The 20,768-nt window shown below is 72.7% G+C and carries 21 protein-coding genes and 1 tRNA gene; 12 read left to right on the top strand and 10 right to left on the bottom strand.

The features are described 5' to 3' along the window. Nucleotides 1–65: 65 nt before the first annotated feature. Nucleotides 66–293 (bottom strand): FmdB family zinc ribbon protein, encoded by a 228-nt coding sequence (locus tag OO52_RS48065; RefSeq protein WP_078629748.1) that lies wholly within the window; start codon nt 291–293, stop codon nt 66–68. A 411-nt stretch (nt 294–704) separates the two neighbouring features. Between OO52_RS48065 and OO52_RS30395 the strand changes: the two genes are divergently transcribed. From OO52_RS30395 to OO52_RS30405, 3 genes are all read left to right on the top strand, one after another. Further along, on the top strand, nt 705–2,699 hold the full coding sequence (locus OO52_RS30395; protein WP_030649420.1) for a transglycosylase domain-containing protein: 1,995 nt from the start codon (nt 705–707) through the stop codon (nt 2,697–2,699). Between the two features lie 42 nt (nt 2,700–2,741). Further along, the gene (locus tag OO52_RS30400) at nt 2,742–4,037 is read left to right on the top strand and encodes a hypothetical protein (protein ID WP_030649417.1); all 1,296 of its coding nucleotides are present in this window, start codon (nt 2,742–2,744) and stop codon (nt 4,035–4,037) included. A 187-nt stretch (nt 4,038–4,224) separates the two neighbouring features. After that, a complete protein-coding gene (locus OO52_RS30405; RefSeq protein ID WP_030649414.1) occupies nt 4,225–5,328 on the top strand; it encodes an amidase domain-containing protein in 1,104 nt (367 codons plus the stop codon). On the opposite strand, the gene OO52_RS30410 is transcribed toward OO52_RS30405, so the two are convergent. The 3 genes from OO52_RS30410 to OO52_RS30420 form a co-directional block, all read right to left on the bottom strand. Then, nucleotides 5,316–5,948 (bottom strand): DUF4383 domain-containing protein, encoded by a 633-nt coding sequence (locus OO52_RS30410; RefSeq protein ID WP_030649411.1) that lies wholly within the window; start codon nt 5,946–5,948, stop codon nt 5,316–5,318. The two genes, OO52_RS30405 and OO52_RS30410, sit on opposite strands and share 13 nt — an antisense overlap. Nucleotides 5,949–6,030: 82 nt before the next feature. After that, on the bottom strand, nt 6,031–7,425 hold the full coding sequence (locus OO52_RS30415) for a hypothetical protein (protein WP_030649408.1): 1,395 nt from the start codon (nt 7,423–7,425) through the stop codon (nt 6,031–6,033). Nucleotides 7,426–7,499: 74 nt separating this feature from the next. Beyond that, entirely contained in the window at nt 7,500–8,270 is a 771-nt protein-coding gene (locus OO52_RS30420; protein ID WP_030649405.1) for a DUF4097 family beta strand repeat-containing protein, read from the bottom strand. Nucleotides 8,271–8,472: 202 nt separating this feature from the next. Between OO52_RS30420 and OO52_RS30425 the strand changes: the two genes are divergently transcribed. Then, nucleotides 8,473–8,544 (top strand) — tRNA-Val (locus OO52_RS30425). Between the two features lie 46 nt (nt 8,545–8,590). Here the strand turns inward: OO52_RS30425 and OO52_RS30430 are convergent. Both OO52_RS30430 and OO52_RS30435 read right to left on the bottom strand, forming a co-directional pair. After that, nucleotides 8,591–8,932, bottom strand: coding sequence for a hypothetical protein (locus tag OO52_RS30430; RefSeq protein WP_030649403.1), 342 nt, complete (start codon nt 8,930–8,932; stop codon nt 8,591–8,593). 245 nt (nt 8,933–9,177) lie between these two features. Further along, nucleotides 9,178–10,077 (bottom strand): ketopantoate reductase family protein, encoded by a 900-nt coding sequence (locus tag OO52_RS30435; protein WP_030649401.1) that lies wholly within the window; start codon nt 10,075–10,077, stop codon nt 9,178–9,180. A 93-nt stretch (nt 10,078–10,170) separates the two neighbouring features. Between OO52_RS30435 and OO52_RS30440 the strand changes: the two genes are divergently transcribed. The 3 genes from OO52_RS30440 (at nt 10,171) to OO52_RS30450 (ending at nt 12,103) form a co-directional block, all read left to right on the top strand. Then, nucleotides 10,171–10,401, top strand: a complete 231-nt coding sequence (locus OO52_RS30440; protein ID WP_030649399.1) for a DUF2277 domain-containing protein — start codon at nt 10,171–10,173, stop codon at nt 10,399–10,401. Nucleotides 10,402–10,899: 498 nt separating this feature from the next. Then, nucleotides 10,900–11,355 (top strand): DoxX family protein, encoded by a 456-nt coding sequence (locus OO52_RS30445; protein WP_030649397.1) that lies wholly within the window; start codon nt 10,900–10,902, stop codon nt 11,353–11,355. A gap of 103 nt (nt 11,356–11,458) precedes the next feature. Next, nucleotides 11,459–12,103: a DedA family protein gene (locus OO52_RS30450; RefSeq protein ID WP_106972089.1), complete on the top strand. Its 645-nt coding sequence runs from the start codon at nt 11,459–11,461 to the stop codon at nt 12,101–12,103. 91 nt (nt 12,104–12,194) lie between these two features. Here OO52_RS30450 and OO52_RS30455 read toward each other — a convergent pair whose 3' ends face one another. Next, nucleotides 12,195–12,839 carry an HNH endonuclease family protein gene (locus OO52_RS30455; RefSeq protein ID WP_030649392.1) on the bottom strand — a complete coding sequence of 215 codons (645 nt, stop codon included), beginning with the start codon at nt 12,837–12,839 and terminating at the stop codon, nt 12,195–12,197. Between the two features lie 386 nt (nt 12,840–13,225). On the opposite strand from OO52_RS30455, the gene OO52_RS30460 reads away from it, so the two are divergent. After that, nucleotides 13,226–13,807, top strand: a complete 582-nt coding sequence (locus tag OO52_RS30460) for a TMEM165/GDT1 family protein (protein ID WP_030649390.1) — start codon at nt 13,226–13,228, stop codon at nt 13,805–13,807. Nucleotides 13,808–14,008: 201 nt separating this feature from the next. Next, nucleotides 14,009–14,677 (top strand): HAD family hydrolase, encoded by a 669-nt coding sequence (locus OO52_RS30465; RefSeq protein WP_030649387.1) that lies wholly within the window; start codon nt 14,009–14,011, stop codon nt 14,675–14,677. A 104-nt stretch (nt 14,678–14,781) separates the two neighbouring features. On the opposite strand, the gene OO52_RS30470 is transcribed toward OO52_RS30465, so the two are convergent. Then, nucleotides 14,782–15,690 carry a peptidoglycan-binding domain-containing protein gene (locus tag OO52_RS30470; protein ID WP_030649384.1) on the bottom strand — a complete coding sequence of 303 codons (909 nt, stop codon included), beginning with the start codon at nt 15,688–15,690 and terminating at the stop codon, nt 14,782–14,784. 73 nt (nt 15,691–15,763) lie between these two features. Here OO52_RS30470 and OO52_RS30475 point away from each other — a divergent pair, with 73 nt between their 5' ends. Then, nucleotides 15,764–17,860, top strand: coding sequence for an MDR family MFS transporter (locus tag OO52_RS30475; RefSeq protein ID WP_078877073.1), 2,097 nt, complete (start codon nt 15,764–15,766; stop codon nt 17,858–17,860). On the opposite strand, the gene OO52_RS30480 is transcribed toward OO52_RS30475, so the two are convergent. Then, nucleotides 17,853–18,371, bottom strand: coding sequence for a GNAT family N-acetyltransferase (locus tag OO52_RS30480; protein WP_030649379.1), 519 nt, complete (start codon nt 18,369–18,371; stop codon nt 17,853–17,855). The two genes, OO52_RS30475 and OO52_RS30480, sit on opposite strands and share 8 nt — an antisense overlap. A gap of 136 nt (nt 18,372–18,507) precedes the next feature. Between OO52_RS30480 and OO52_RS30485 the strand changes: the two genes are divergently transcribed. Together OO52_RS30485 and OO52_RS53100 are read left to right on the top strand one after the other, a co-directional pair. Next, on the top strand, nt 18,508–19,188 hold the full coding sequence (locus OO52_RS30485; protein ID WP_030649376.1) for a hypothetical protein: 681 nt from the start codon (nt 18,508–18,510) through the stop codon (nt 19,186–19,188). A gap of 5 nt (nt 19,189–19,193) precedes the next feature. Next, entirely contained in the window at nt 19,194–20,324 is a 1,131-nt protein-coding gene (locus OO52_RS53100; protein WP_234339804.1) for a hypothetical protein, read from the top strand. On the opposite strand, the gene OO52_RS30495 is transcribed toward OO52_RS53100, so the two are convergent. Beyond that, nucleotides 20,313–20,753: a DUF1992 domain-containing protein gene (locus OO52_RS30495; RefSeq protein ID WP_030649369.1), complete on the bottom strand. Its 441-nt coding sequence runs from the start codon at nt 20,751–20,753 to the stop codon at nt 20,313–20,315. The two genes, OO52_RS53100 and OO52_RS30495, sit on opposite strands and share 12 nt — an antisense overlap. Between the last annotated feature and the right edge of the window lie 15 nt (nt 20,754–20,768).

The raw sequence follows: 20,768 nt of genomic DNA on the forward strand, positions 1-20,768 counted from the left end.
TGCGCGAAGGCCCATGACGGCGGCGCACCCGCCGGGACGGCATCACGCGGCACCCCCGTGGGCGACTACCCGCAGCAGCCGCCCCCGCAGCACCCGCCGCCACCGGCCCTCGGCGAAGGCGCGGGCGCGGACGCGGACGTGTTGTTCGACACGCCCACCGCCACCGTCGACAGGAGCTTCACCGTGTCGTCGTGCCCCGCGGGGCACGACGCGGGGGCGGCGGACTGGGCCATGGGCCGGTTGAGTTCGAACGTGTCGCCGCAGGTCCGGCAGCGGTACTCGTAACGAGGCATGGCCCCAGGTTAGCCGTCAAGGCCCGGCCGGGGGCGTCTCAATGTTTCATGAGTGTTGCTTTCTATCCGGCATATGTGCAGGGCATTCGAAAACGTTACTGATAATTTGTGAACGCCGTTGCGAGGATGCTCAGCTCACCCGCGCGAGCAAGACCGAGTGCGGAGGGAGACGCAGGCGTGACCAATGCGTCGCAGGGGGAGGACGGCCCCATGGGGGGTGGCCGTGGCGAGAAGCCGTTGGACGCCGATGAGACGCTGCACCTGAGAGTCGACGCCCTCAGGGCGGACCAGACCATGCAGTTGCGCGTGCCCCCGCCACCGGAGCCGCCCGCTCCGGGCGGCGGCCGGGCCGAACGCCGGCGTGACGCGCGCTCCGCCGGACGGGAGCGCGTCACGCCCGCGAGCGCGGCCCTGGGCGCCGTCGCCCGGCTGGTCGCCTCGCTGGCCCCGTACGCGCGCCGAACAGCCCCGTACGCGCGCCGCCTTAAGCCGGTGTACCCACGCCCAGGGCGTACCGGCTGGCGCCGCTGGATACCCTCCTGGCGCCAGTGGCTCGGCGCCACCCTGACCTCGTTCGGTCTGCTCAGCGCGTTCCTCGTCACCGCGTACGCGATGACGGACATACCGGAGAACCTCAACTCGTACGCCACCCAGCAGGACAACGTCTACTTCTGGTCCGACGGCACGCCCATGGCCCGTACGGGCTGGGTGCAGCGGCAGGCGATGCCGCTGAAGGACATCCCCCCGGACGTCCGCTGGGCGGTGCTCGCGGCGGAGAACGAGAGTTTCTACTCGGACCCGGGCATATCCGCCAGAGGCATTACCCGGGCGGTGTTCCGCACGCTGGGGCAGGGGGACACCGAGGGCGGATCGACCATCACCCAGCAGTACGTTAAAAATGTCTATCTGACGCAGAACCAGACGATCAGCCGCAAATTCACCGAAGCGATGATCGCCCTCAAGCTGGACAACAGGATGAGCAAGGACCAGATCCTGGAGGGCTATCTCAACACCAGCTGGTTCGGCCGCGGCAGCTACGGCATCCAGCGCGCCGCCCAGGCGTACTACGGCAAGGACGTCGGCGAGCTCAACGCCTCCGAGGCGGCCATGCTCGCCGGTCTGCTCAAGGGCGCCGGCCTGTTCGACCCCACGCTCAGCAAGGCCAACCACGCGCGGGCCGTCGAGCGCTGGTCCTGGATCCTCGACCGGATGGTCAAGATCGGCAAGCTGTCGCCGCGGGAACGTGCCAAGTACACCGAGTTCCCCGAGCCGCTGAAGAGCAACCCGCTGTACAACACCGGTGCCCAGAGCGACTACCTGGTGGAGCTGGCCTCGCAGTACGCCAAGAAGGCCGGGCACCTGACGGACAAACAGTTCGACCTGGGCGGCTACCAGATCTACACGACCTTCGACCGCAAGCGGGAGAAGGCGCTCACCGACGCCGTCACCAGGGCCCGCAAGCAGGCCAGGCGGGACAATCCGGCGGCGGCCAGGAACGGCCACTACGGCGCCGCCTCGGTGACCGCGGACGGCCGGATCCTCGCCGTCTACGGCGGCCCGGACCACCGCACCCAGGGCTACAACGAGTCCAACGCGACCACCGTCCCGGCCGGCACCGCGTTCACGCCGTTCGTCTACGCCGCCGGGCTCGAACACGGCGTGCACAAGACGCGCGGCGGACCCGCCACCCCCGTCACCCCGGACAGCGTCTACGACGGCGACGACGGCGTGCCCGTCACCACCCCCGAGGGGCCGTACTGGGACCGCAGCGGCAAGAAGGTCTCCGCGCACAACGACGGCGGCAGGTCGTACGGGGACATCAGTCTGCGCGAGGCCATGGCCCGGTCGGTGAACACCCCGTTCATGCAGCTCGGCATGGACACCGGCCTGGACAAGGTGCGCCAGACCGCCGAGGCGTCGGGACTGCTGTCCTCCAGCATCGGCCCCCAGGTCCCGGCCCTGTCGATGGGGAGCTCCACGCCCAGCGCGATCCGGATGGCCAGCGGCTACGCCACCTTCGCCGCCGGCGGCAACCACACCGAGCCGTACTCGGTGCGCCGGATCACCCGCAACGGCTCCCCGGTCGCCCTGGCCACCCCGCGCCCCCGGCGCGCGGTCGGCGCCAAGGTGGCCGAGGAGGTCACGGAGGCGCTCAGCGACTCCTTCCGCACCGCCCATCCCGAGGCGGCGGCCGGCCGGTCCGGGGTGGCCGGGAAGGCCGGCACCACCGAGAAGGACACCGCCGCCTGGTACGTCGGCACGGCCGACTCCGTGTCCACCGCGATCGTCGTCTACCGGATCGACCTGGCCAAGTCCCTGGAGCCACTGCCGCTCAAGGGCCTGGCCGGCACGTCCGCCAACAGCGTCCCGTATGCCCTCTGGTCGGCAGCGACGGGTCTCGGCTGAGCCGGGCCCGTACCCCCTCCCCTTCCGCAGAATGAGCCGCGCATGCCCCGCAAGATGTCGTCGTCAGGCCGCCGTCGCGCCCCCCGCAGCCGCAGTGCGCCCCGCGCCACCCGGCCGCAGGTCCTGACGCTGGCCGCCCTCCTCGTCGTCGCCTCGCTGGTCGCCGGGTTCCTGGCGCTGTCCGGCACGGACAGCAACAGCACGCCGGCCGCCGCGGCCGGGAAGAGACAGAAGAGCGCGCCGAAGGCCAGCCCGACCCCGGAGTGGGACGGCAGGACCAAGGTCCTCGGGGACGGCTCCACCTCCTACACCGGGCCGCAGAAGGGGCAGTTGAAGCCGGTGCCGCTCAAGCCCGGTGAGAAGCCGCCGCAGTTCGTGGTCTTCTCCTGGGACGGCGCGCTGGAGGGCAGCGACCACCTGTTCTCGCACTACCGGGAGCTGGCCAAGGAGTACGACGCCCACATGACCTTCTTCCTCACCGGCATCTACCTGCTGCCCAAGAGCAAGAAGTCCCTGTACCACGGCCCCATGCACTCGCCGGGCGACGCCGCCATCGACTACGCCACCGACGACCACATCCGCACCACGGTGGAGCAGCTCGGCAAGGCGTACGAGGACGGCAACGAGATCGGCACCCACTTCAACGGGCACTTCTGCGGGGCCAAGGGCGGCGGCGACTGGAGCGTCGAGGAGTGGAAGAGCGAGATCGACCAGTTCTACTCCTTCGTGGAGCACTGGAAGACCAACACCGGCTTCACGGACCTCGCCCCGCTGCCCTTCGACTTCAAGAATGAGGTCACCGGCGGCCGGGCGCCCTGCCTGGAGGGCCAGCCGAACCTGCTGAAGGCCATGAAGAGCTACGGCTGGCGCTACGACGCCAGTTCGCCGGGCGACTTCCAGATATGGCCGTCGAAGAAGAAGGGCATATGGGACTTCCCGCTGCAGATGCTGCCGTACGAGAGCGGCAAGTACCAGGGACTGTCCATGGACTTCAACTTCCTCTACAACCAGTCCGACGGTGAGACCCAGGGTGATTCGGCCAAGTTCCCCCAGTGGGAACAGCAGACCGTCGAGTCCTACATGGCCGGCTTCAACCGGGTGTACTACGGCAGCCGGGCCCCGCTGTTCATCGGCAACCACTTCGAGGACTGGAACGGTGGCATCTACATGAAGGCCATCGACCAGGTGGTCAAGAACGTCTGCACCAAGAAGGGCGTCAAGTGCGTGTCCTTCAAGGAGCTGGCCGACTGGCTCGACGCGCAGAAGCCGCAGACCCTGGCCGCCCTGCGCAGCCTCGACCCGGCCCAGTCCCCGGACTGGTCCACGGTCGTCAAGTGACGGGCGCGCGCCGGGGATTCCACTTGTGCAACCCCCTTCACATCCGACGCACACGGCGTGCGAAGATGCCCCTCGCCCGGTAGGTGTACCGGCGTAGAGGGGAACATCATTGAAATCTAGAAGACTGAGCCGTGGGCGGCGCCGCACGGCCATAGTCACCGCCGCGGCCGCCTCGGTGGTCGCCGGCGTGGCCCTCGTGCCCAACTGGAGCGCGGGTGCGGCGGTGACCGACGACCCGACGGTGGACGCGGCGACCAAGGCGACCTTCCAGCGGCTGGCCGACGCGGTCTTCACCGACCGCACGCAGGCACTCGTGGAGGGCGCCGGGAAGGCGGAGACCCGGCACACGTCCGGCTTCTCCGGTTCCGTGCGCCTGTCCGGCGGGCAGACCCGCCAGGAGAAGTCCGCGCTGGACGAGCTGCGTGACCGCCGCGGCCGGCTGGCCCGGCTGGGCGAGACGTACCGCGCGGGCAGCACCAAGGTCACGCTCGACGCGACCCAGGTGAAGGGCCGGCACGCCAAGGTCGCCGTCACCGAGACCACGACGCTGACCTACGACAAGGCCACCGCCAAGGGACCGAAGTCGACCGGTTTCCAGGCCCACCACGAGCTGACCTTCCAGGCGGACCGGCACGGCACCTGGCAGCTCACCGGCATCCGGGACACCGACGACGGCTACCTCGCGGTGAACCAGATCGCCAAGCCCGCCGTCACCTCGGTGAAGACCGCCACCGCGGACGACGGCCCGCCCTCCGCGGCCCGCGCCGCCACCACCTGGCCCGCACCGGTCAACAAGAAGAACTTCTCCGCGACCGGCTACGACTACAAGGCCATGGTGGCGTACGCGCAGAAGTACTGGAACAACTACAACCCGGCCTACCCGGACTTCAACGGGCAGGGGGCCGGCGGCGACTGCACCAACTTCGTCAGCCAGGTCCTGAAGGCCGGCGGCTGGAAGCACGTGCCCGGCTACACGTACGACTGGAAGAAGTGGTTCGGCACCGCCGACATCCAGTCGGACTCGTTCGTCGGCGTCAACGAGTTCTCCTGGTTCGCCCTGTCCTCGAAGCGGGCCACCAGCCTCGCCAACGTCTACCAGATGGACCTCGGCGACGTGCTGCAGATGGACTTCAACCGGGACGGGTCCAAGGACCACTCGATGATCGTCACGTACCGGGACAGCCGGGGCGTGCCGTACGTGAGCTACCACTCGACCAACACGTACAACCGGTCGGTGGCCAGCCTCGTCGCCTCGTACCCGAACGCGGCGTTCTACGCCTACAGGACCTGACCCCGTCCTGGCTGCCGCGGGCCCCGCTGCTCCTGCCTCTCCCGCTGTTCGTCCCGCGGACGCTGCTCCTGCCGCATCATCTGCTCGGGCGGCGTCCGCTGTTCCTGCGGGGGGGCGTCGGGGTGGCGGGCCCGCCAGTAGGGGTTGTCGTGCGGCAGGTTGTGACCGACGCGGCCGTACATGCCGAAGGTCATCAGCAGCAGGCCCACGATGAAGCTGAAGTAGACGTTCTGGATCTTGAACGCCAGGAAGTTGCTGGCGGTGTCCAGCAGGCCGAGGAAGAGGAAGCCGTTCAGCAGGAACAGCACGCCGAGGACCATGTTCAGGGTCGACGCGAAGTTCCCGCCGATCACCATGCCGACCAGCAGCACCGCGCCGATGACGATCGACAGCACGCTCAGCGCGCCGTTGGAGTTCAGTCCGGCGACCGTGTTTCCGCCGGTGCTGAAGAAGCCGATCTGGTCGATCAGGCCGAGGATGCCGAAGGCGACCAGGAACGCGCCGATGAGGCCGGCACCGATCCGGTAGACCTGGTTGAGCCGGTGGTCGACGGGCAGATGGTCGTCCAGCCGGGGCCGCCGTTCCTCGGCCTTCCTCGTGTGCACCGCGTGTGTGGCCATGTCCGCCTCCCTCGGGCGCTAGCGGAGGCCATCCGTCCTATTCAATATCCGCTTGCCCCGCACCCCCGGCAACACGCACAGGTCAGTGCCCGGCGCCGCGCTCCTCGCGGATCTGCGCCACCACCCGCGCCACCGTCTGCCGCACCCCTTCCGTCTCGGTGAGGAAGTGCCAGTAGTCCGGGTGCCGGCCCTCCAGCGTGCCGATCGCCCGCTCCAGCCGGGCCACCGCGTCGTCCAGCGGCCGGGCGTGCCGCGGATCGGGGGTCGTACGGCCCGTCATGGCCAGCCGCTGGGCGTCCCGGATCGCGAACCGGGTCCGCTCGATCTCCGCCTGCGGATCCTTCTGCACCGCGTTCAGTCTGCTCAGCCGGTCACCGGCGGCCGACACGGCCTCGTCGGTGGTGTTCAGCAGGGCCCGCACGGTCGACAGCAGCGCGGTGGCGTCCGCCCAGCGCTGGGCGTCCCGTGCCGCCTGCGCCTCCCGGAGCTTCAGCTCGGCCTGCCGCACGTTCTCCGCGGCCTGCTCCGGCACGTGCTGGAGGTCCTGCCAGCAGGCGGCGGTGAAGCGGCGGCGCAGCTCGCTCAGCACCGGCTCCACCTGCCCGGCCCGCGTGGTCAGCGCCTCGGCCCTGGTGCGCAGGCTCACCAGCCGGTGGTCGATCTCGGCCGCCCGCTCCGGCAGCCGCTCCGCCTCCGCCCGGATCGCCCCGGCCTCCCGCTGCACCCGCTCGGCCCGCTCCAGCGTCGCCTGCACCCCGTGCCGCCCGGCGCCCTGGTTCAGCTTGGTCAGCTCCGGCGACAAGGCCGCCAGCCGCGCGGCCAGCTCGTCGGCCCGCAGGTTCCGCTCCCGTACGGCGTCCAGCGCGTTGCTCGCCGCCAGCAGCGACTGCCGGGCCCGCTCCACGGCGGGCGCCAGCCGGGCGAGCTGCGTCTCCGCCTTGCCCAGCAGCGGCTCCAGCGAGTCGCCGAACCGGTCCAGCTCCTGCCGGACCCGGACCAGCTCGTCCTTGGCCGCCGTCAGCTCGGTCCGCGCCCGGGCCGCGGTGCCGGCCTCCAGGTCGTCCCGGTCCAGGTCGTGGGCGTCCACGGCCTGGATGTAGCGCCGGCTCACCTCGTCGATCCGGAGTCCGAGCGCCTCGAAGTCGGAGACGGCGCGCCGGGCGGCGGGGGAGTCGTCCACCGCCGAGATGGTCTCCACCGAGATCCGCAGGTCCCGCTGCGCGGTGTCGAGTTCGTAGAACGCCGTCGCCGCCGCGTCCTTCGCGGCCTGCGCCTCGGCCCGGTGGCTCTCCGCCCGCCCGCCGAACCAGCGCCGGGTGCCGCCGCCGGCGAACGCGACGGGCAGCGCGAGCGCGGCCAGCACGGGCAGACCGAGCAGCGTGAGGGCGTCCCGCAGCGGGGAGGAGCCGCGCCGGGCCCGTGCGGTGGACGGCGGCGGGTACGGCTGGCTGGCTGGCGTGCCCGGTGTCGCCGTCACATCCCTCTCCCGTGCTGTGGTTCGCCCTGGGTGGTGTCATTCTCCCACCCGTTGAAGACGAACACACGGGCCGGTCAGTTCGCCGTGCGCACCGTGACTTTCCCGTCCTGGGCGTGCGCCGACACCCGGTGCGGGCTGCTGTCGTCGCGGGGCACGGACACCGTCACCGATCCGTCGTCGGCCCCCGCGGACACCCGGTACGCGCCCTGGGGCAGACCTACCGTCACCGACCCGTCGTCGCTGCGGACGTCGACCAGGTCGGGCGGGCCGGTCAGCTCGACGTCCACCGAGCCGTCGTCGGTGGCGGCCCTCACCCGGCGTGAGGAGACCACCGCGCGCACCGATCCGTCGTCGGCCCGCAGGTCCAGCGGGCCGCTGGTGTCGGTGACGCGCACGGCTCCGTCGTTGACGTGGATGCTGACCGGGTCCCGGAACCCGGTGGCCCGCACGGCGCCGTCCTCGCTCACGACCCTGACACCGACCCCGCGCGGCACCTCGATCCGGTGCCGGGCCGAGCAGTCGGTGATGATCCCGGAGCAGTGCACCCGCAGCACGAGCCGGTCGCCGTCCATGGACCACCGCACCTCGGGCTCGCCGCCGGCGACCACGGACCCCTCGAACCAGCGGGTCACCTCGACCGTGCCGGCCTTCTGCCCCCGCGCGGCGACGATCTCCAGCGCCGAGTCGTCGGAGTCGACGGTGAGGGTACGGCCGTGCAGCGCGAAGGACCGGTGGTCCGGATGTGTGTCGTCGCCGGCGGAGGCGCCGCAGGCGGTGAGCCCCGCGAGGAGCGCACCGGCGAGCACGGCCGGGCGGGCGGCGCGGAACGAAAGCGAACGGGCCATGTGATGTCTCCCCCTGAACCGGCTCGTACCGGTCTGGTCCGGCGGCGGGACCCGGCGCCGGAGTACTTCGGTCTGCGCCGACGCTAGGGCCCGCGGCCCGGGCCGGCGATCCGGCGGCCTCCCGGAACGGGGGTGGGGACAACCCCCCTGTCACTGGTTTGCCGGGCAGCCGCTCGGGCAATGTAGGCTGTCGACCTGTCCCGGGTGCGTAGCTCAGGGGTAGAGCGCCTGCCTTACAAGCAGGATGTCGGCGGTTCGAAACCGTCCGCGCCCACCGGTCCGGCCCCTCGGAGCAGTCTCCGAGGGGCCGTTTCCTTGCCCTATTCTTCCTCCGCCGCCTTCTCGTGGGCGTGCTTCAGCCGGGAGCGGGCGTCCATGCGGTCCGCCGCCGCGACCTCGGCCCAGAAGCGGTGCGTGCTGACGAAGACCGCGAGTTCGTGCTCGCGCCGGCGCAGCTTCTCCACCTCGGCCTGCTCGTCCTCCGTCCAGCCCGGGGAGGCGGGCCGCTCCACCTTGCGCCAGCCGGTGTCGTCACTGAAGCCGTCCATCGGCTCGACCGACCAGGGCAGCCGCTTGAGCAGGGCCGACAGCTCGGCCCGGACCTGATGCAGCTCCTCCTGACCGGCGAGGAGGTCACTGGGGAATTCATAGGTCGTAGCCACGCGGCAATGCTACGCCTGTTCGATTTACGGGTGCGAGGCTGTCCGTGGGGTCCGGGGGGAGGTTCAGCCGAACGGGTGGTGCGGGGGCGGGGGACGCACAGCGTGCCGGCCGGCGCCCGGGAGGCGGGAGAGCGAGGCGCTGACCGCGAGCCGCTTCCCGGGCGTCGCGGCCGTGTGCGAGTGCGTGATCGCCGCCGCCCCGCGCCCCTGAGCGTCCCCGGCGGGGTCGTGTCGGCGGGGCCGGGTCAGCGGGTGGAGTCCCGCAGCTCTCGGACCAGCCGTGCCGTCACCGGCACCGGTACCCCGTGCCGGTCGGCCGCGCGTAGCAACGCGCCGCCGATGGCGTCCAGTTCCAAGGGGCGACCCGCCTCGGCGTCGCGCTGCATGGACGACTTGGCGGCGGGCGGGAAGGCGTCGTACCGGGCCAGGGCCTGGGCCGGGTCGGCGGGGGCGCCGCAGGCGCGGCTGACCGCGGTGGTCTCCGCGACCAGTGCCTCCAGTTCGTCGCGGTGACGGGTGCGGGCCACGCCGAGCGGGACGCCGTAGCGGGTGGTGAGCAGGGCGAACGGGGCGAGGAACGCCATCTTGGCCCACAGGGCCGCCGTCTCGTCCCCGGCCACGCGGGCGGTCGTACCGCAGGCGGTGAGGTGGGCGGCCAGCGCGTCGAGGCGGGCGCGGGGCACGGCGTCCCCGGCCAGGTCGATCTCCGTGAACGGGCTGCCGTGTTCGATCACGCCGGGGGCGATCCGGGTGGACTCCACGCGGATCACGGCCGGGGCGACCCGGTCGGCGCGGTACCGGGCGCGCAGGGCGGCGGGGTGTTCGACGCCGTTCAGGAGCGGTACGACCAGGGCGTCGCCGAGGACGGCGGGCGGGACCCGGGTCAGGGCGGGGCCGAGCGCGGTGTGCTTCACGGTGACCAGGCAGGCGTCCACCGGCTCGCGCAGCTCGGTGTCCGCGTCGACGGCGGCCGTGAAGTCGCCGAACTGCGGGCTGCGGACCGTGATGCCGGTACGGCGCAGGGTGCCGGCCGTGGCCTCCCCGGCCAGGCAGATCACGCGGTGTCCGGAGCGGGACAGCAGGGCGGCGAGCAGGCCGCCGGTACCGCCCGGGCCGAGGACGGCCACGGTGAGCGGGTGCGTCATGAAGTTGTCCTCTCGACGGGTCGGCCCCGGGTGTCGGTGGCCGCCTTCGCGCAGATCTTCGCAGGGGACGCCGGGACGCGCGAGACTGAGGGCATGTGCCGGAGCATCAAGACGCTGCGTCCGCCCGTGCTGGCCGGTGAGGCCACCGACGAGGACATCCACGCGGCCGCGTTGCAGTACGTACGGAAGATCTCGGGCTTCCGGGCCCCCGCCGCCCACAACCGCGAGGTCTTCGACAAGGCGGTGGAAGCGGTGGCGCAGGCCACGGCGGAGCTGCTCGGGGGGTTGGAGGTGCGGGGGCAGTCGGTGCGGCGAGGGGGGTAGCGCCACGGTGAACCCAGGGGCCCGACGGTCGGCGCAGTTGGCCCTCGGCGGGGCCGCGCCGCGCCCCGCCCTCGCCGGAGTCCGTGCTCGGCCACCCGTGTGACCACTCTCATAGGTGCGGCTCCCGGAACGCGAACCGCGGTGTGCGGCCGACGAGTTGCGCGCGAAGGGCTGCCGGCCGCGCACGGTGGACGGTTATGAGACAGGTGGGCTGGACGTGACGCGGCGGCCGTACCACTTGATGGAGAGTCAAGGCGTCTCGCTCACAAGGCACTTCGCGTTCCCCGAGCCCCCGGAAGGGGTGCGTCGGGTGGCCGCTGCGGGCGTCCGGCCGGGGAAGGGGCCGGTCGCCCGGTCCGTCGTCATGGCTGAATGTTGAACTTGCAAGCATTAATTAGGCACCCCTAACCTGGGTCTCCTGTTCGGTACCGCCGCCCCCACGACCGGCCTTCTCAGTCCCCGGCCGGCCCGACCGACACCGAAGAGGAGAAACCCCCCATGTCCGCACGTCTCGATTCCGCTCAGCCCTATGTCATCGGGCTCTTCCGCATCGTCCTCGGCCTGCTCTTCGCGGTGCACGGCACCGCCTCCCTGTTCGGCGTCCTCGGCGGCGCCGCGGGCACCGACGGCGGCACCATCGCGGCCGGCACCTGGCCCGGCTGGTACGCGGCCGTGATCCAGCTGGTCGCCGGTGGCCTGGTGCTGCTCGGCCTCGGCACCCGCGGTGCCGCGCTGATCGCCTCCGGCTCGATGGCGTACGCCTACTTCGACGTCCACCAGCAGGCCGCCCTGTGGCCCATACAGAACGGAGGCGAGCTGCCGGCGCTGTTCTGCTGGGCGTTCTTCCTGCTCGTCTTCACCGGCTCCGGCGCCTTCGGCGTGGACCGGCTCCTCGTCCGCCGCGCCGCGCAGGACGGCGGTCGCACGCCGGAACAGTCGCCGGTGGCCGCCTGACGGGCCGACCGGCGCGCCGTCCGGCGGGGCCGGCCTGTGAAGCCGCTGTAATCGCCCCGCGAACCCCCCGCGAACCTCCTGTCACACCCCCGGCGTACGCTGTATGGCTGTCAACGGGGGAGTGACGGGAGTCGTGGTGTTCGAGAGCGTGGGGTCGCTGGCGGCCGGGCCGTGGATCTATGCCGTGGTGGCCCTGTCGGTCCTGCTCGACGTGTTCCTGCCCGTCCTGCCCAGTGGCGTGCTCGTCATCACGGCGGGCACCGCGGCGGCGGCCGGCTCGGGCGCGGCGGGCCAGGTCCCGCACGAGGTGCCGGACATCCTGGCCCTGATCCTGTCCGCCGCGACCGCCTCCGTCCTCGGCGACCTGGTGGCGTACCGGCTGGCCTGGCGCGGTGGCGAGCGGCTGGACCGGGCGATAGCCCGCTCCCGGCGGCTGACCACCGCGCAGGAACGTCTCGGCGACGCCCTCGCCCGGGGCGGCGGCGCGCTGGTCGTCCTCGCCCGCTTCGCCCCCGCCGGCCGCTCGGTCGTCTCCTTCTGCGCCGGCGCCGCCCACCGCCGCGTCCGCGACTTCCTGCCCTGGTCCGCCCTGGCCGGCCTGTCCTGGGCCGGCTACAGCGTGGCCCTCGGCTACTACGGCGCCCAGTGGCTGGGCGCGACCTGGCTGGCCACCGGCGTCTCCGTGGCGGCCCTGTTCGGCGCGGGCGCGGCGGCGGCCTACCTGATGCGCCGCCGCCCGGTTTCCTGAACGCCCCGAAGGGGCGCGGGGAACGACGCGACCGGCCACGACGGACCGGTGGTCGCCGTACGGCCGATGGCCCCGGGCGCGGCGGCGGAACTCAGCAGCCGGCCAGGTAGTTCGTCAGCGCGCTCTTCTCGGCGGAGTCCACCGACAGGTTGTAGTAGTACTTCACCTGCACCCAGGCCCGCACGTACGTGCACAGGTACGCCGACCGGGACGGTATCCACGTGGCCGGGTCCTGGTCGCCCTTGGCCTGGTTGACGTTGTCGGTGACGGCGATCAGCTGGGGCCGGGTCAGGTCGTTCGCGAACGCCTGCCGCTGCGCGGTCGTCCACTTGCTCGCGCCGGAGTCCCACGCCTCGGCGAGCGGCACGAGGTGGTCGATGTCGAGGTCGGCGGCGGCGGTCCAGGTGGCGCCGTCGTACGGGGAGTACCAGCTGCCGCTGGTGGCGGCGCAGGAGGAGTCGGTCACGACGTTCGAGCCGTCCCGCTTGAGGACCGTCTCGCGGGTGTTGCAGGTGCCGCTGATGGTGATCCAGTGCGGGAAGAGGTCGCGGCTGTAGCCGGTGCGGTCCTCGGTGGCCACGGTGAGCTGGGAGAGGTAGCTGCGGGCGGTGGCGCCGCTGACCGGCGTGGGGAGGGCCGCGGAGGCGTTCGGGGAGTTGAACAGGGCGACGGAGGCTATCAGGCCGGTCAGGGCCGCGAGTATGCTCGTCCGTCGACGCGCGTAGAACTTCGGCATGCGTGAACTCCCTTGTGGGGTGGCGGTGTTGGGGCACGAGCGAGGGAATGCTCGCGGGGCGGTGTGGCCGGGGGGTGAGCGCTCGGTAAGAAGTTAGTGACGTGTGCATGTCACGACAAGGTTGACGGCGGAACTTTCACATCCCTTACGATGGGGAGCGCAGAAGGGGAGTAGCTCTTCGCCGGACCGTCGACATACTGCTCAGCGAGCCTGAGCCGGCGCCCGGAGGCGGACCGCCGCGTTTCATCGGAGTCCGCCAGCGAGACCTTCGGCAAGCAGTGCACGCCCGTGCCCCCAGGCGCGGGCGCCGAGTGCGCTGCCGTGCCGAGGTGTCATCGCGTGACGTACCGCACTCTCGGTGGGGCAGCCCGACCGATTGAGGAACCTTGATCAGCATTACCGTGACGGCGCTCGTCTTCGGCGTCATCTTCCTCGCCGAACTGCCGGACAAGACCGCGCTCGCCGGCCTCGTCCTCGGCACCCGCTACCGCGCCTCGTACGTCTTCGCGGGCGTCGCCGCCGCCTTCCTGCTGCACGTCGTGCTCGCCGTCGCGGCCGGCAGCGTGCTGACCCTGCTGCCGCAGCAGATCGTGCACGCCCTCACCGGTGTGCTCTTCCTCGGCGGGGCCGCGGTGCTCCTGCTGAAGAAGGGCGAGGAGGAGGAAGAGGTCAAGAAGCCCGCCGACCAGTCGTTCTGGAAGGTCGCGGGGACCGGCTTCATGCTCATCCTGGTCGCCGAGTTCGGCGATCTCACCCAGATCATGACCGCCAACCTGGCCGCCCGCTACGACGACCCGATCTCCGTCGGCCTGGGTGCGGTGCTGGGCCTGTGGGCCGTCGCCGGACTCGGCATCGTCGGCGGGAAGGCCCTGATGAAGCGGGTGCCGCTGCGGCTGATCACCCAGATCGCGGCGCTGCTGATGCTGGCGCTCGGCGTGTGGAGCCTGTGGGAGGCGGTGAGCGGCTGACCGGGACGGCTCGGCCGTGCGGCCGGACCGGGCTGCACGTCCGGTGAATGCTCGCCCGGGGTGGTGGCGGGAAGGGGGCTGGTTTTGTACCGTGGAGGAACAAAGTGGCTCCCGCCCGTTTTCCCTGACCGGCGGGCGGGGCCGCCTTGTCCCACCCGACGTCCCGCCCGACACGGGGTCTTTTCGTTCCTGGAGCTGCCGATGCCGGCCACCGCCACGCCCACCGTCCTCACCGCCCGCGCCCTCCTGCTCGACATGGACGGCACCCTCGTCAACTCGGACGCCGTGGTCGAGCGCATCTGGCGGCGCTGGGCCGAGCGGCACGGGCTGGACGGCGACGAGGTGATGAAGGTCGTGCACGGCCGGCAGGGCCACGCCTCCATGGCCGTCCTCCTCCCCGACCGGCCGGCCGAGCAGAACCTCGCCGACAACGCCCGCATGCTCGCCGAGGAGACCGCCGACACCGACGGCGTGATCGAGATCCCCGGCGCCGGTGCGTTCCTCTCCTCGCTGGAGGGGCTTCCGCACGCCCTGGTGACCTCCGCCGACGTCGCCCTGGCCACCGCCCGCATGAACGCCGCCGGGCTGCCCCTGCCGGCCGTCCGCATCACCGCCGAGTCGGTCGGCGCGAGCAAGCCGGACCCCGAGGGCTTCCTGAAGGGCGCCGCCGAACTGGGCGTCGACCCGGCCGACTGCATCGTCTTCGAGGACTCCGGGGCCGGGATCGCGGCGGGGCGCTCCGCGGGGATGCGAGTGGTCGGGGTCGGGCCGCGCGCGGTGTTCCACGAGCCGGACGTGGCGGTACGGGACCTCACGGAGGTGCGGGTCGAGGCCGTGGCCGGCGGGGGGATCCGGCTGCACATCGGCTGACGGCCCGGTTCGCCGTCCCGCCGTCGAACCGCACGGCCGGGTGCGGGTGCGTGGTGGTCGCTCGCGCGGCGGAGCCGCAGCCGGCCCCGCGTCCCTTCGGTGCGCTACGGCTCCGTCGTCTCCGACTCCAGGCTTCTGCGCGTCGCCGGGCCGTACGTTCCCCAGTCGTCACCCCTGATGCCCCGGGCCAGCTGGTAGGTGCGCACCGCGTCCTCGACCGGGCGGGTGAAGGTGCCGTTGACCTGGTCGCCGTAGAGGTTCAGCTCGCGCAGGCGCTGCTGGAGCTCGGTGACCTCCGGGCCGGTGTCCCCGCGTCGCAGGACCGGAGGTGTGGCGGGCGTGGTGCCCGGGGTGCGCGGGGTGCCCGACGGGGTCGTGGACGGAGTCGGTGAGGCGGCGGCGCGGGAAGCGCTCGCGGAGGCCGTGGGCGTCGGGGACGGCGAGGCGGAGCCCCGCGAGGGGCTCGGGTCGGCCGTGGCCGAGGGGGAGGGGCGCGACGGAGGGGGTGTGACCGGGGGCGCCGGCGCCGGCGCCGAGGAGGGTGCCCGTGTCGTCGTCTCCGGAATGCTCTCCCTGACCTCCTGAGCCGCCCGGTCCCTGGCCGGCGCCTGGTACGAGAACAGCGCGAAACCGGCCACCGCGACGACGGCCGCCCCCGCGCCCCCGGCGGCCAGCAGCACCGTACGACGGGAGCGGCGCCGAGGCCGGCCGACCGGTGTCCCGGCCGTGGGCGCGCCGGGCTCCGTCGCCGGGCCGAGCGGCGCGGGCGCCTGCGGGTGCGGTGGCGGTGCGGTCCCGGCGGGTGGCGCGGGCGGGGGCTCCTCCGGGGCGGGCCGCACCTCCACGTACGGCCGTATCCGCAGCGGGTCGAAGTCCTCCGCCGCTGCCGCCTCGGCCGTGCGGGTCTCCCGCAGGGCCTCGGACGCGCGCGCCGTGCAGTCGCACGACGGCGTGTTGTCCGGCCCCCTCGGCGTCCCGCACTCCGGGCACGTGGTGCCCCGCTCTCCCGTCACGCGTGTGTCCCCTCCCCTCGGGAACTTCAGAGATTATGCGGATTCTCTCCACATCCGCAGGACTCGACAGGCCATAAGTGGTGACACCGATCACGATGGAAGAGGTGCACCCGAGCCCCGGGAGGTCTCCATGGCCCTGGACACGCACGGCACGGCGAGGGACGTGAGCGACGGCGAACACGTTCCGGGCAACGTGCTGGTGCCGATCGGCGCGCTGCTGCTCGGGCTCCTGCTCGCCGCCCTCGACCAGACCATCGTGTCGACCGCGCTGCCGACGATCGTGAGCGACCTCGGGGGCCTGGAGCACCTCTCCTGGGTCGTCACCGCCTATCTGCTGGCCTCGACCGCCGCGACCCCGCTGTGGGGCAAGCTCGGTGACCAGTACGGCCGCAAGCGACTGTTCCAGACCGCCATCGTGATCTTCCTGATCGGGTCGGCGCTGTGCGGCACGGCGCAGGACATGCCCCAGCTCATCGCCTTCCGGGCGCTGCAGGGCCTCGGCGGCGGCGGGTTGCTGGTGCTGTCCATGGCGATCGTCGGGGACCTCGTGCCGCCGCGCGAACGCGGGCGCTACCAGGGCCTGTTCGGAGCGGTCTTCGGCACGACCAGCGTGCTCGGGCCGCTGCTCGGCGGGCTGTTCACCGAACACCTCAGCTGGCGCTGGGTGTTCTACGTCAACCTGCCCGTCGGCGTGATCGCGCTGGCCGTGATCGCCGTCGCCCTGCGCATCCCGCGCCGCACCGCCCACCACGTCATCGACTACCTGGGGACCTTCCTGATCGCCGCCGTCGCCACCTGCCTGGTGCTGGTCGCCTCCCTCGGCGGCACCACCTGGCCCTGGGGCTCGGCGCAGATCATCGGGCTCGCCGTGCTGGGCGTCGTCCTCGCCGTGGCGTTCGTCGCCGTCGAGCGCCGGGCCGTCGAACCGGTGCTGCCGCTCAAGCTGTTCCGCATCCGCACCTTCACCCTGGCCGCCGTCATCAGCTTCATCGTCGGCTTCGCCATGTTCGGCGCGCTGACCTACCTGCCGACCTTCCTCCAGGTCGTGCACGGCATCTCCCCGACCCTGTCCGGGGTCCACATGCTGCCGATGGTGTTCGGCCTGCTGCTGTCGTCCACCCTCTCCGGGCAGATCGTCAGCCGTACCGGCCGCTGGAAGGTGTTCCCGATCACCGGCACCGCCGTCACCACCCTCGGCCTGCTGCTCCTGCACCGGCTCGACGAGCACAGCACGACCGCCGTGATGAGCGTCTGCTTCTTCGTCTTCGGCGTCGGCCTCGGCCTCGTCATGCAGGTCCTGGTGCTCATCGTGCAGAACGCCGTCTCCTACGAGGACCTCGGCGTCGCCACCTCCGGCGCCACCTTCTTCCGCTCCATCGGCGCCTCCTTCGGCGTGGCCATCTTCGGCACGGTCTTCGCCAGCCGCCTCGGCGACAAGCTCACCGACGCCTTCCGGGGCGTACGCCTGCCACCCGGCGCCACCCCCGACGCGCTGAAGGCCGACCCCCGGGGCATCGCGGCCCTGCCGCCCCCGCTGCGCCCGGCCGCCCTGCACGCGTACGCGTCCAGCATCACGGACGTCTTCCTGTACGCCGCGCCCGTCGCCCTCCTCGGCTTCCTCCTCGCCTGGTTCCTGAAGGAGGACCGGCTGCGCGGCTCGGTCACCGCGCCCGACGTCTCCGAGACCATCCCGCCCAACCCGGTCCAGCGCTCCTCCTACGACGAGGTGTGCCGCGCCCTGTCCGTGCTCGGCACCCGGGAGGGCCGCCGCGAGATCTACCAGAAGATCACCGAACGGGCCGGGTACGACCTGCTGCCCGCCGCGAGCTGGATGCTGCTGCGCATCCGCCGCTACGGCTCCGTCGAACCGGCGGTGCTGGCCGAGCGCAGCCCGGTCCCGCTCCAGGCCGTCATGGCCGCCGCCCGCCAGGTCGAGGAACGGCGGCTCGCCGAGCGCCGGGGCCTGGACCTGATCCTGACCGACGCCGGTCACGAGGTCGCCGAACGGCTCGCCACGGCCCGCGAGCAGTCCCTGGCCGAGCTGCTCGGCGACTGGTGGCAGCCCGGCCGTTCGACCGACCTCACCCAGCTCGTCCGCGACCTCACCGGCGAACTCTGCGGCGCCGAACGCGAACGCCCCCACAACGGCTCGGTGAAGAAGGTCAGTTGACGGCCCGCGTCGGCAGCAGCTCCTTGCGGAACCAGTGTTCGGCGTACCGGTCGGCATTGTGCGGGGCGGTCTCCGCGTAGCCGAGCCGGGCGTACAGGGCGCGGGCCTCGACCAGGTCGCCGCGGGTGTCGAGGACGATCCGCCGGGCGCCGAGAGCACGGGCGGCCTCCTCGGCGGCGGCCACGAGCAGCGGGGCCCCGCCCCGGCCGCGCAGCTCCGGCAGCACGAACACCCGGGTCAGCTCGGCCGTGTCCGGGTCCAACAGCCGTACCCCCGCCGAACCGCCCGGCGTGCCCTCGTACCGCCCGACCAGCAACTGCCCGCGCGGCGGCGCGAGGTCGGCACCGCTGTGGGCCGCGACCTCCCGCTCCAGCTCGTCAGGGTCGGTGCGGCGCCCCTCGTGCAGCAGGTACCAGCGGTCGCTGACCTCCGTGTAGTACGCCCGCCACAGTGCGGCGGCGGCCGGGGAGTCGTACGGTTCCGGAGCGATCGTCCACGTCATGCCGGCCATTGTCGGGACCCGCCCCACCCCCCGGGCAACCGGATATGCCGGGCCGAACCGGGGCGCGGAGCCCGTTTGTGGGCGGACTTCCGGGTCACCCGAAGGGAGAACCGGCCAGCGGGGCCGGTCCGATCGGAAGGCAACCATGTCCACAGGCCTGATCATTCTGTTGATCGTGATCGCGGCGGTCGTGGTCCTCGGCGCAGCCGCCCTGACCGTGCGGGGCCGCGCCCGGCGCGGCGGGCCCAGCCTGAAGCGGCGCTTCGGGCCCGAGTACGAGCGGACCGTGGCCCTCCACGACGGGGACACCAAGGCCGCCGAGCGGGAACTGACCGAGCGCCTCGAACGCCACGGCGACTTGCGGGAACGGCCGCTGGACGGCGCCGAGCGGCAGCGGTACGCCGACCGCTGGACGGCCGTGCAGGAACACTTCGTCGACTCGCCCCGGCAGGCGGTGGCCGAGGCCGACCTCCTCATCGGAGAACTCGCCGCCGCGCGCGGCTACCCCGACGGCGGCCGGTACGAGGAGCAGCTCGCCGCGCTGTCCGTGCACCACGCCGACCACGTCGACGGCTACCGGCAGGTGCACCGGGTGGCGCACGCGGCCACCGGCGCCGGACCGGACGGAACCGGCGCGGGAACCGAGGAGCTGCGGTCGGCGCTGCTCGGCGCACGGGCCCTCTTCGAGGACCTGACCAGCACCGAACCCGGCCGGCACCGGGCCCCCGCCGGCACGGGCCGCTCGGCGCCGCCCGCCCCGACCCGCTCCCACGCCCGCTCCCACACGCCGTGGGCCCTGCACCGGAGCCGACCGAAGGAGAGCTGAACGCCATGACGGACAGGATGAGCGGCCCCGGCGGCGACCGGCACCGCCCGGAACGACTCTCGCGTGGGGACGAGTGGACGCCGGAGCAGGACTCGGAACAGAGAGACGAGTGGGCACCGGGCGACGCGGCCCCCGGCCGCCGGACCCCGAGGAAGCCCCTCCCGGAGGAACGCCTGCCCGGTGAACCGGGAGCACGCGAGAGCGGAGGCGGCCGGGCTCCGGGCGCGGGCCCGGGTGGCGCCGGCCGGCTGTCGGGCGAGGGCGCGAGCGGCTGGCTGCGGGGCGCCGACGCCAGTGGCCGCGTGCCGGAGGGGAGCACGGGCAGCCGGTCCCAGGGCGAGGGCCGGACCGGTGGGCTCGCGGGCTCGGCCGGTCCCGGCAGGGAAGGGCTGACCGGGGACGACCGCACCCCCGAGGACACGCCGCAGCCGCCCCCGGGTCCGGCGGGCAGGCCCGAGTCGGCGACGTCCGAGGACGTCGAGCCGGCCCCGGGCCCGGTGGGGAGTCCCACGTCCGGGGTGTCGGGAGAGGCCGCGGGAGCCGGTTCCCGGGAGTACGACCCGCGCCACGGCTCCGAGGGGCTGCGGCCCGGCACGGAGGAACTGGGCCCGGACACCCCCGGCTCGCAGGGGCGGGGGTCGCAGACGTACGGCGCACGGGACGCTGGTGGGCCCGCACGGGCCGGGGAGGAGGAAGGCGTGATGCCGGACAACGGGCTCGGGGCTCCGTCCGTCGGTGAGGTCAGCGGGCGCGAGGCCCGGATGACGGAGGCACGGGCGACGGACACCTGGCCGACGGCGCCGACCGCAACCGGCAGCGGCACGACCGCCTCCGCGCCCTCCGGCACGGGCGCCCCGCTGCTGCCGCACGAGGAGACGGAGCAGTGGGAGCGACGGCTGCGCGAGGTGGTCGCCGGGTTCGTGGACGAGCCCAGGCAGGCCGTCGAACAGGCCGACCACACCGTGGAGCAGATCGCCGCGCGGTTCGCCGAGGCGGTCACGCGTCGCCGCCGTACCCTGCGGATGTCCTGGGAAGGCACCGAGGGACGCGGCCCCGCCGCCGAGACCGACACCGAGCAACTGCGGCTCGCCCTGCGCGACTACCGGGAGCTGGCCGAGCGGCTGCTACACGGCTGAGCCCGCCACGCCCCCGTCACCCCTGGCGGCAGCCCTGCGCTGCCGCCATTCGCGTACGACCTCCTCGACGTCGTACGGCTTCTTCCCCAGCGGCGGACCGGGCGGCGGCTTGAACATCATGTCCTTGATCCGGACGTTGACGTCCTCGATGATCTTCCGGGCGATCCGCTCCGAGGGCGCCGCGTACGCCGCCTCCAGCGCGTCCTCCGCCTCCTTGCGCAGCGCCAGCGCGGGCGGCAGCACGGCCAGCCCTTCACGGACCAACTTCCGCTTGACCCACCACAGTTCGTCGTACGTGGAGTCGACCTCCGTGGGCAGCGGCGCCCCCGCTCCCGGCAACCGGTCGAACTCCCCCCGCCCCTGGGCGTCGCGGATCTGCTTGTCCACCCAGGACTCGAACGGGACCCCCGGTGGCTTTCGCTCGGTCATGAACCCATTGTGCCG

The sequence above is a fragment of the Streptomyces flaveolus genome, from assembly GCF_000716535.1.
Lineage (GTDB): Bacteria > Actinomycetota > Actinomycetes > Streptomycetales > Streptomycetaceae > Streptomyces > Streptomyces flaveolus_A.

Excerpts from the sequence above, each read along its gene's own strand:
- OO52_RS48065 (WP_078629748.1), bottom strand. The coding sequence starts at position 293 with ATGCCTCGTTACGAGTACCGCTGCCGGACCTGCGGCGACACGTTCGAA.
- OO52_RS30400 (WP_030649417.1), top strand. The coding sequence starts at position 2,742 with ATGCCCCGCAAGATGTCGTCGTCAGGCCGCCGTCGCGCCCCCCGCAGC.
- OO52_RS30410 (WP_030649411.1), bottom strand. The coding sequence starts at position 5,948 with ATGGCCACACACGCGGTGCACACGAGGAAGGCCGAGGAACGGCGGCCC.
- OO52_RS30420 (WP_030649405.1), bottom strand. The coding sequence starts at position 8,270 with ATGGCCCGTTCGCTTTCGTTCCGCGCCGCCCGCCCGGCCGTGCTCGCC.
- OO52_RS30435 (WP_030649401.1), bottom strand. The coding sequence starts at position 10,077 with ATGACGCACCCGCTCACCGTGGCCGTCCTCGGCCCGGGCGGTACCGGC.
- OO52_RS30440 (WP_030649399.1), top strand. The coding sequence starts at position 10,171 with ATGTGCCGGAGCATCAAGACGCTGCGTCCGCCCGTGCTGGCCGGTGAG.
- OO52_RS30445 (WP_030649397.1), top strand. The coding sequence starts at position 10,900 with ATGTCCGCACGTCTCGATTCCGCTCAGCCCTATGTCATCGGGCTCTTC.
- OO52_RS30450 (WP_106972089.1), top strand. The coding sequence starts at position 11,459 with ATGGCTGTCAACGGGGGAGTGACGGGAGTCGTGGTGTTCGAGAGCGTG.
- OO52_RS30455 (WP_030649392.1), bottom strand. The coding sequence starts at position 12,839 with ATGCCGAAGTTCTACGCGCGTCGACGGACGAGCATACTCGCGGCCCTG.
- OO52_RS30465 (WP_030649387.1), top strand. The coding sequence starts at position 14,009 with ATGCCGGCCACCGCCACGCCCACCGTCCTCACCGCCCGCGCCCTCCTG.
- OO52_RS30480 (WP_030649379.1), bottom strand. The coding sequence starts at position 18,371 with ATGGCCGGCATGACGTGGACGATCGCTCCGGAACCGTACGACTCCCCG.
- OO52_RS30485 (WP_030649376.1), top strand. The coding sequence starts at position 18,508 with ATGTCCACAGGCCTGATCATTCTGTTGATCGTGATCGCGGCGGTCGTG.
- OO52_RS53100 (WP_234339804.1), top strand. The coding sequence starts at position 19,194 with ATGACGGACAGGATGAGCGGCCCCGGCGGCGACCGGCACCGCCCGGAA.
- OO52_RS30495 (WP_030649369.1), bottom strand. The coding sequence starts at position 20,753 with ATGACCGAGCGAAAGCCACCGGGGGTCCCGTTCGAGTCCTGGGTGGAC.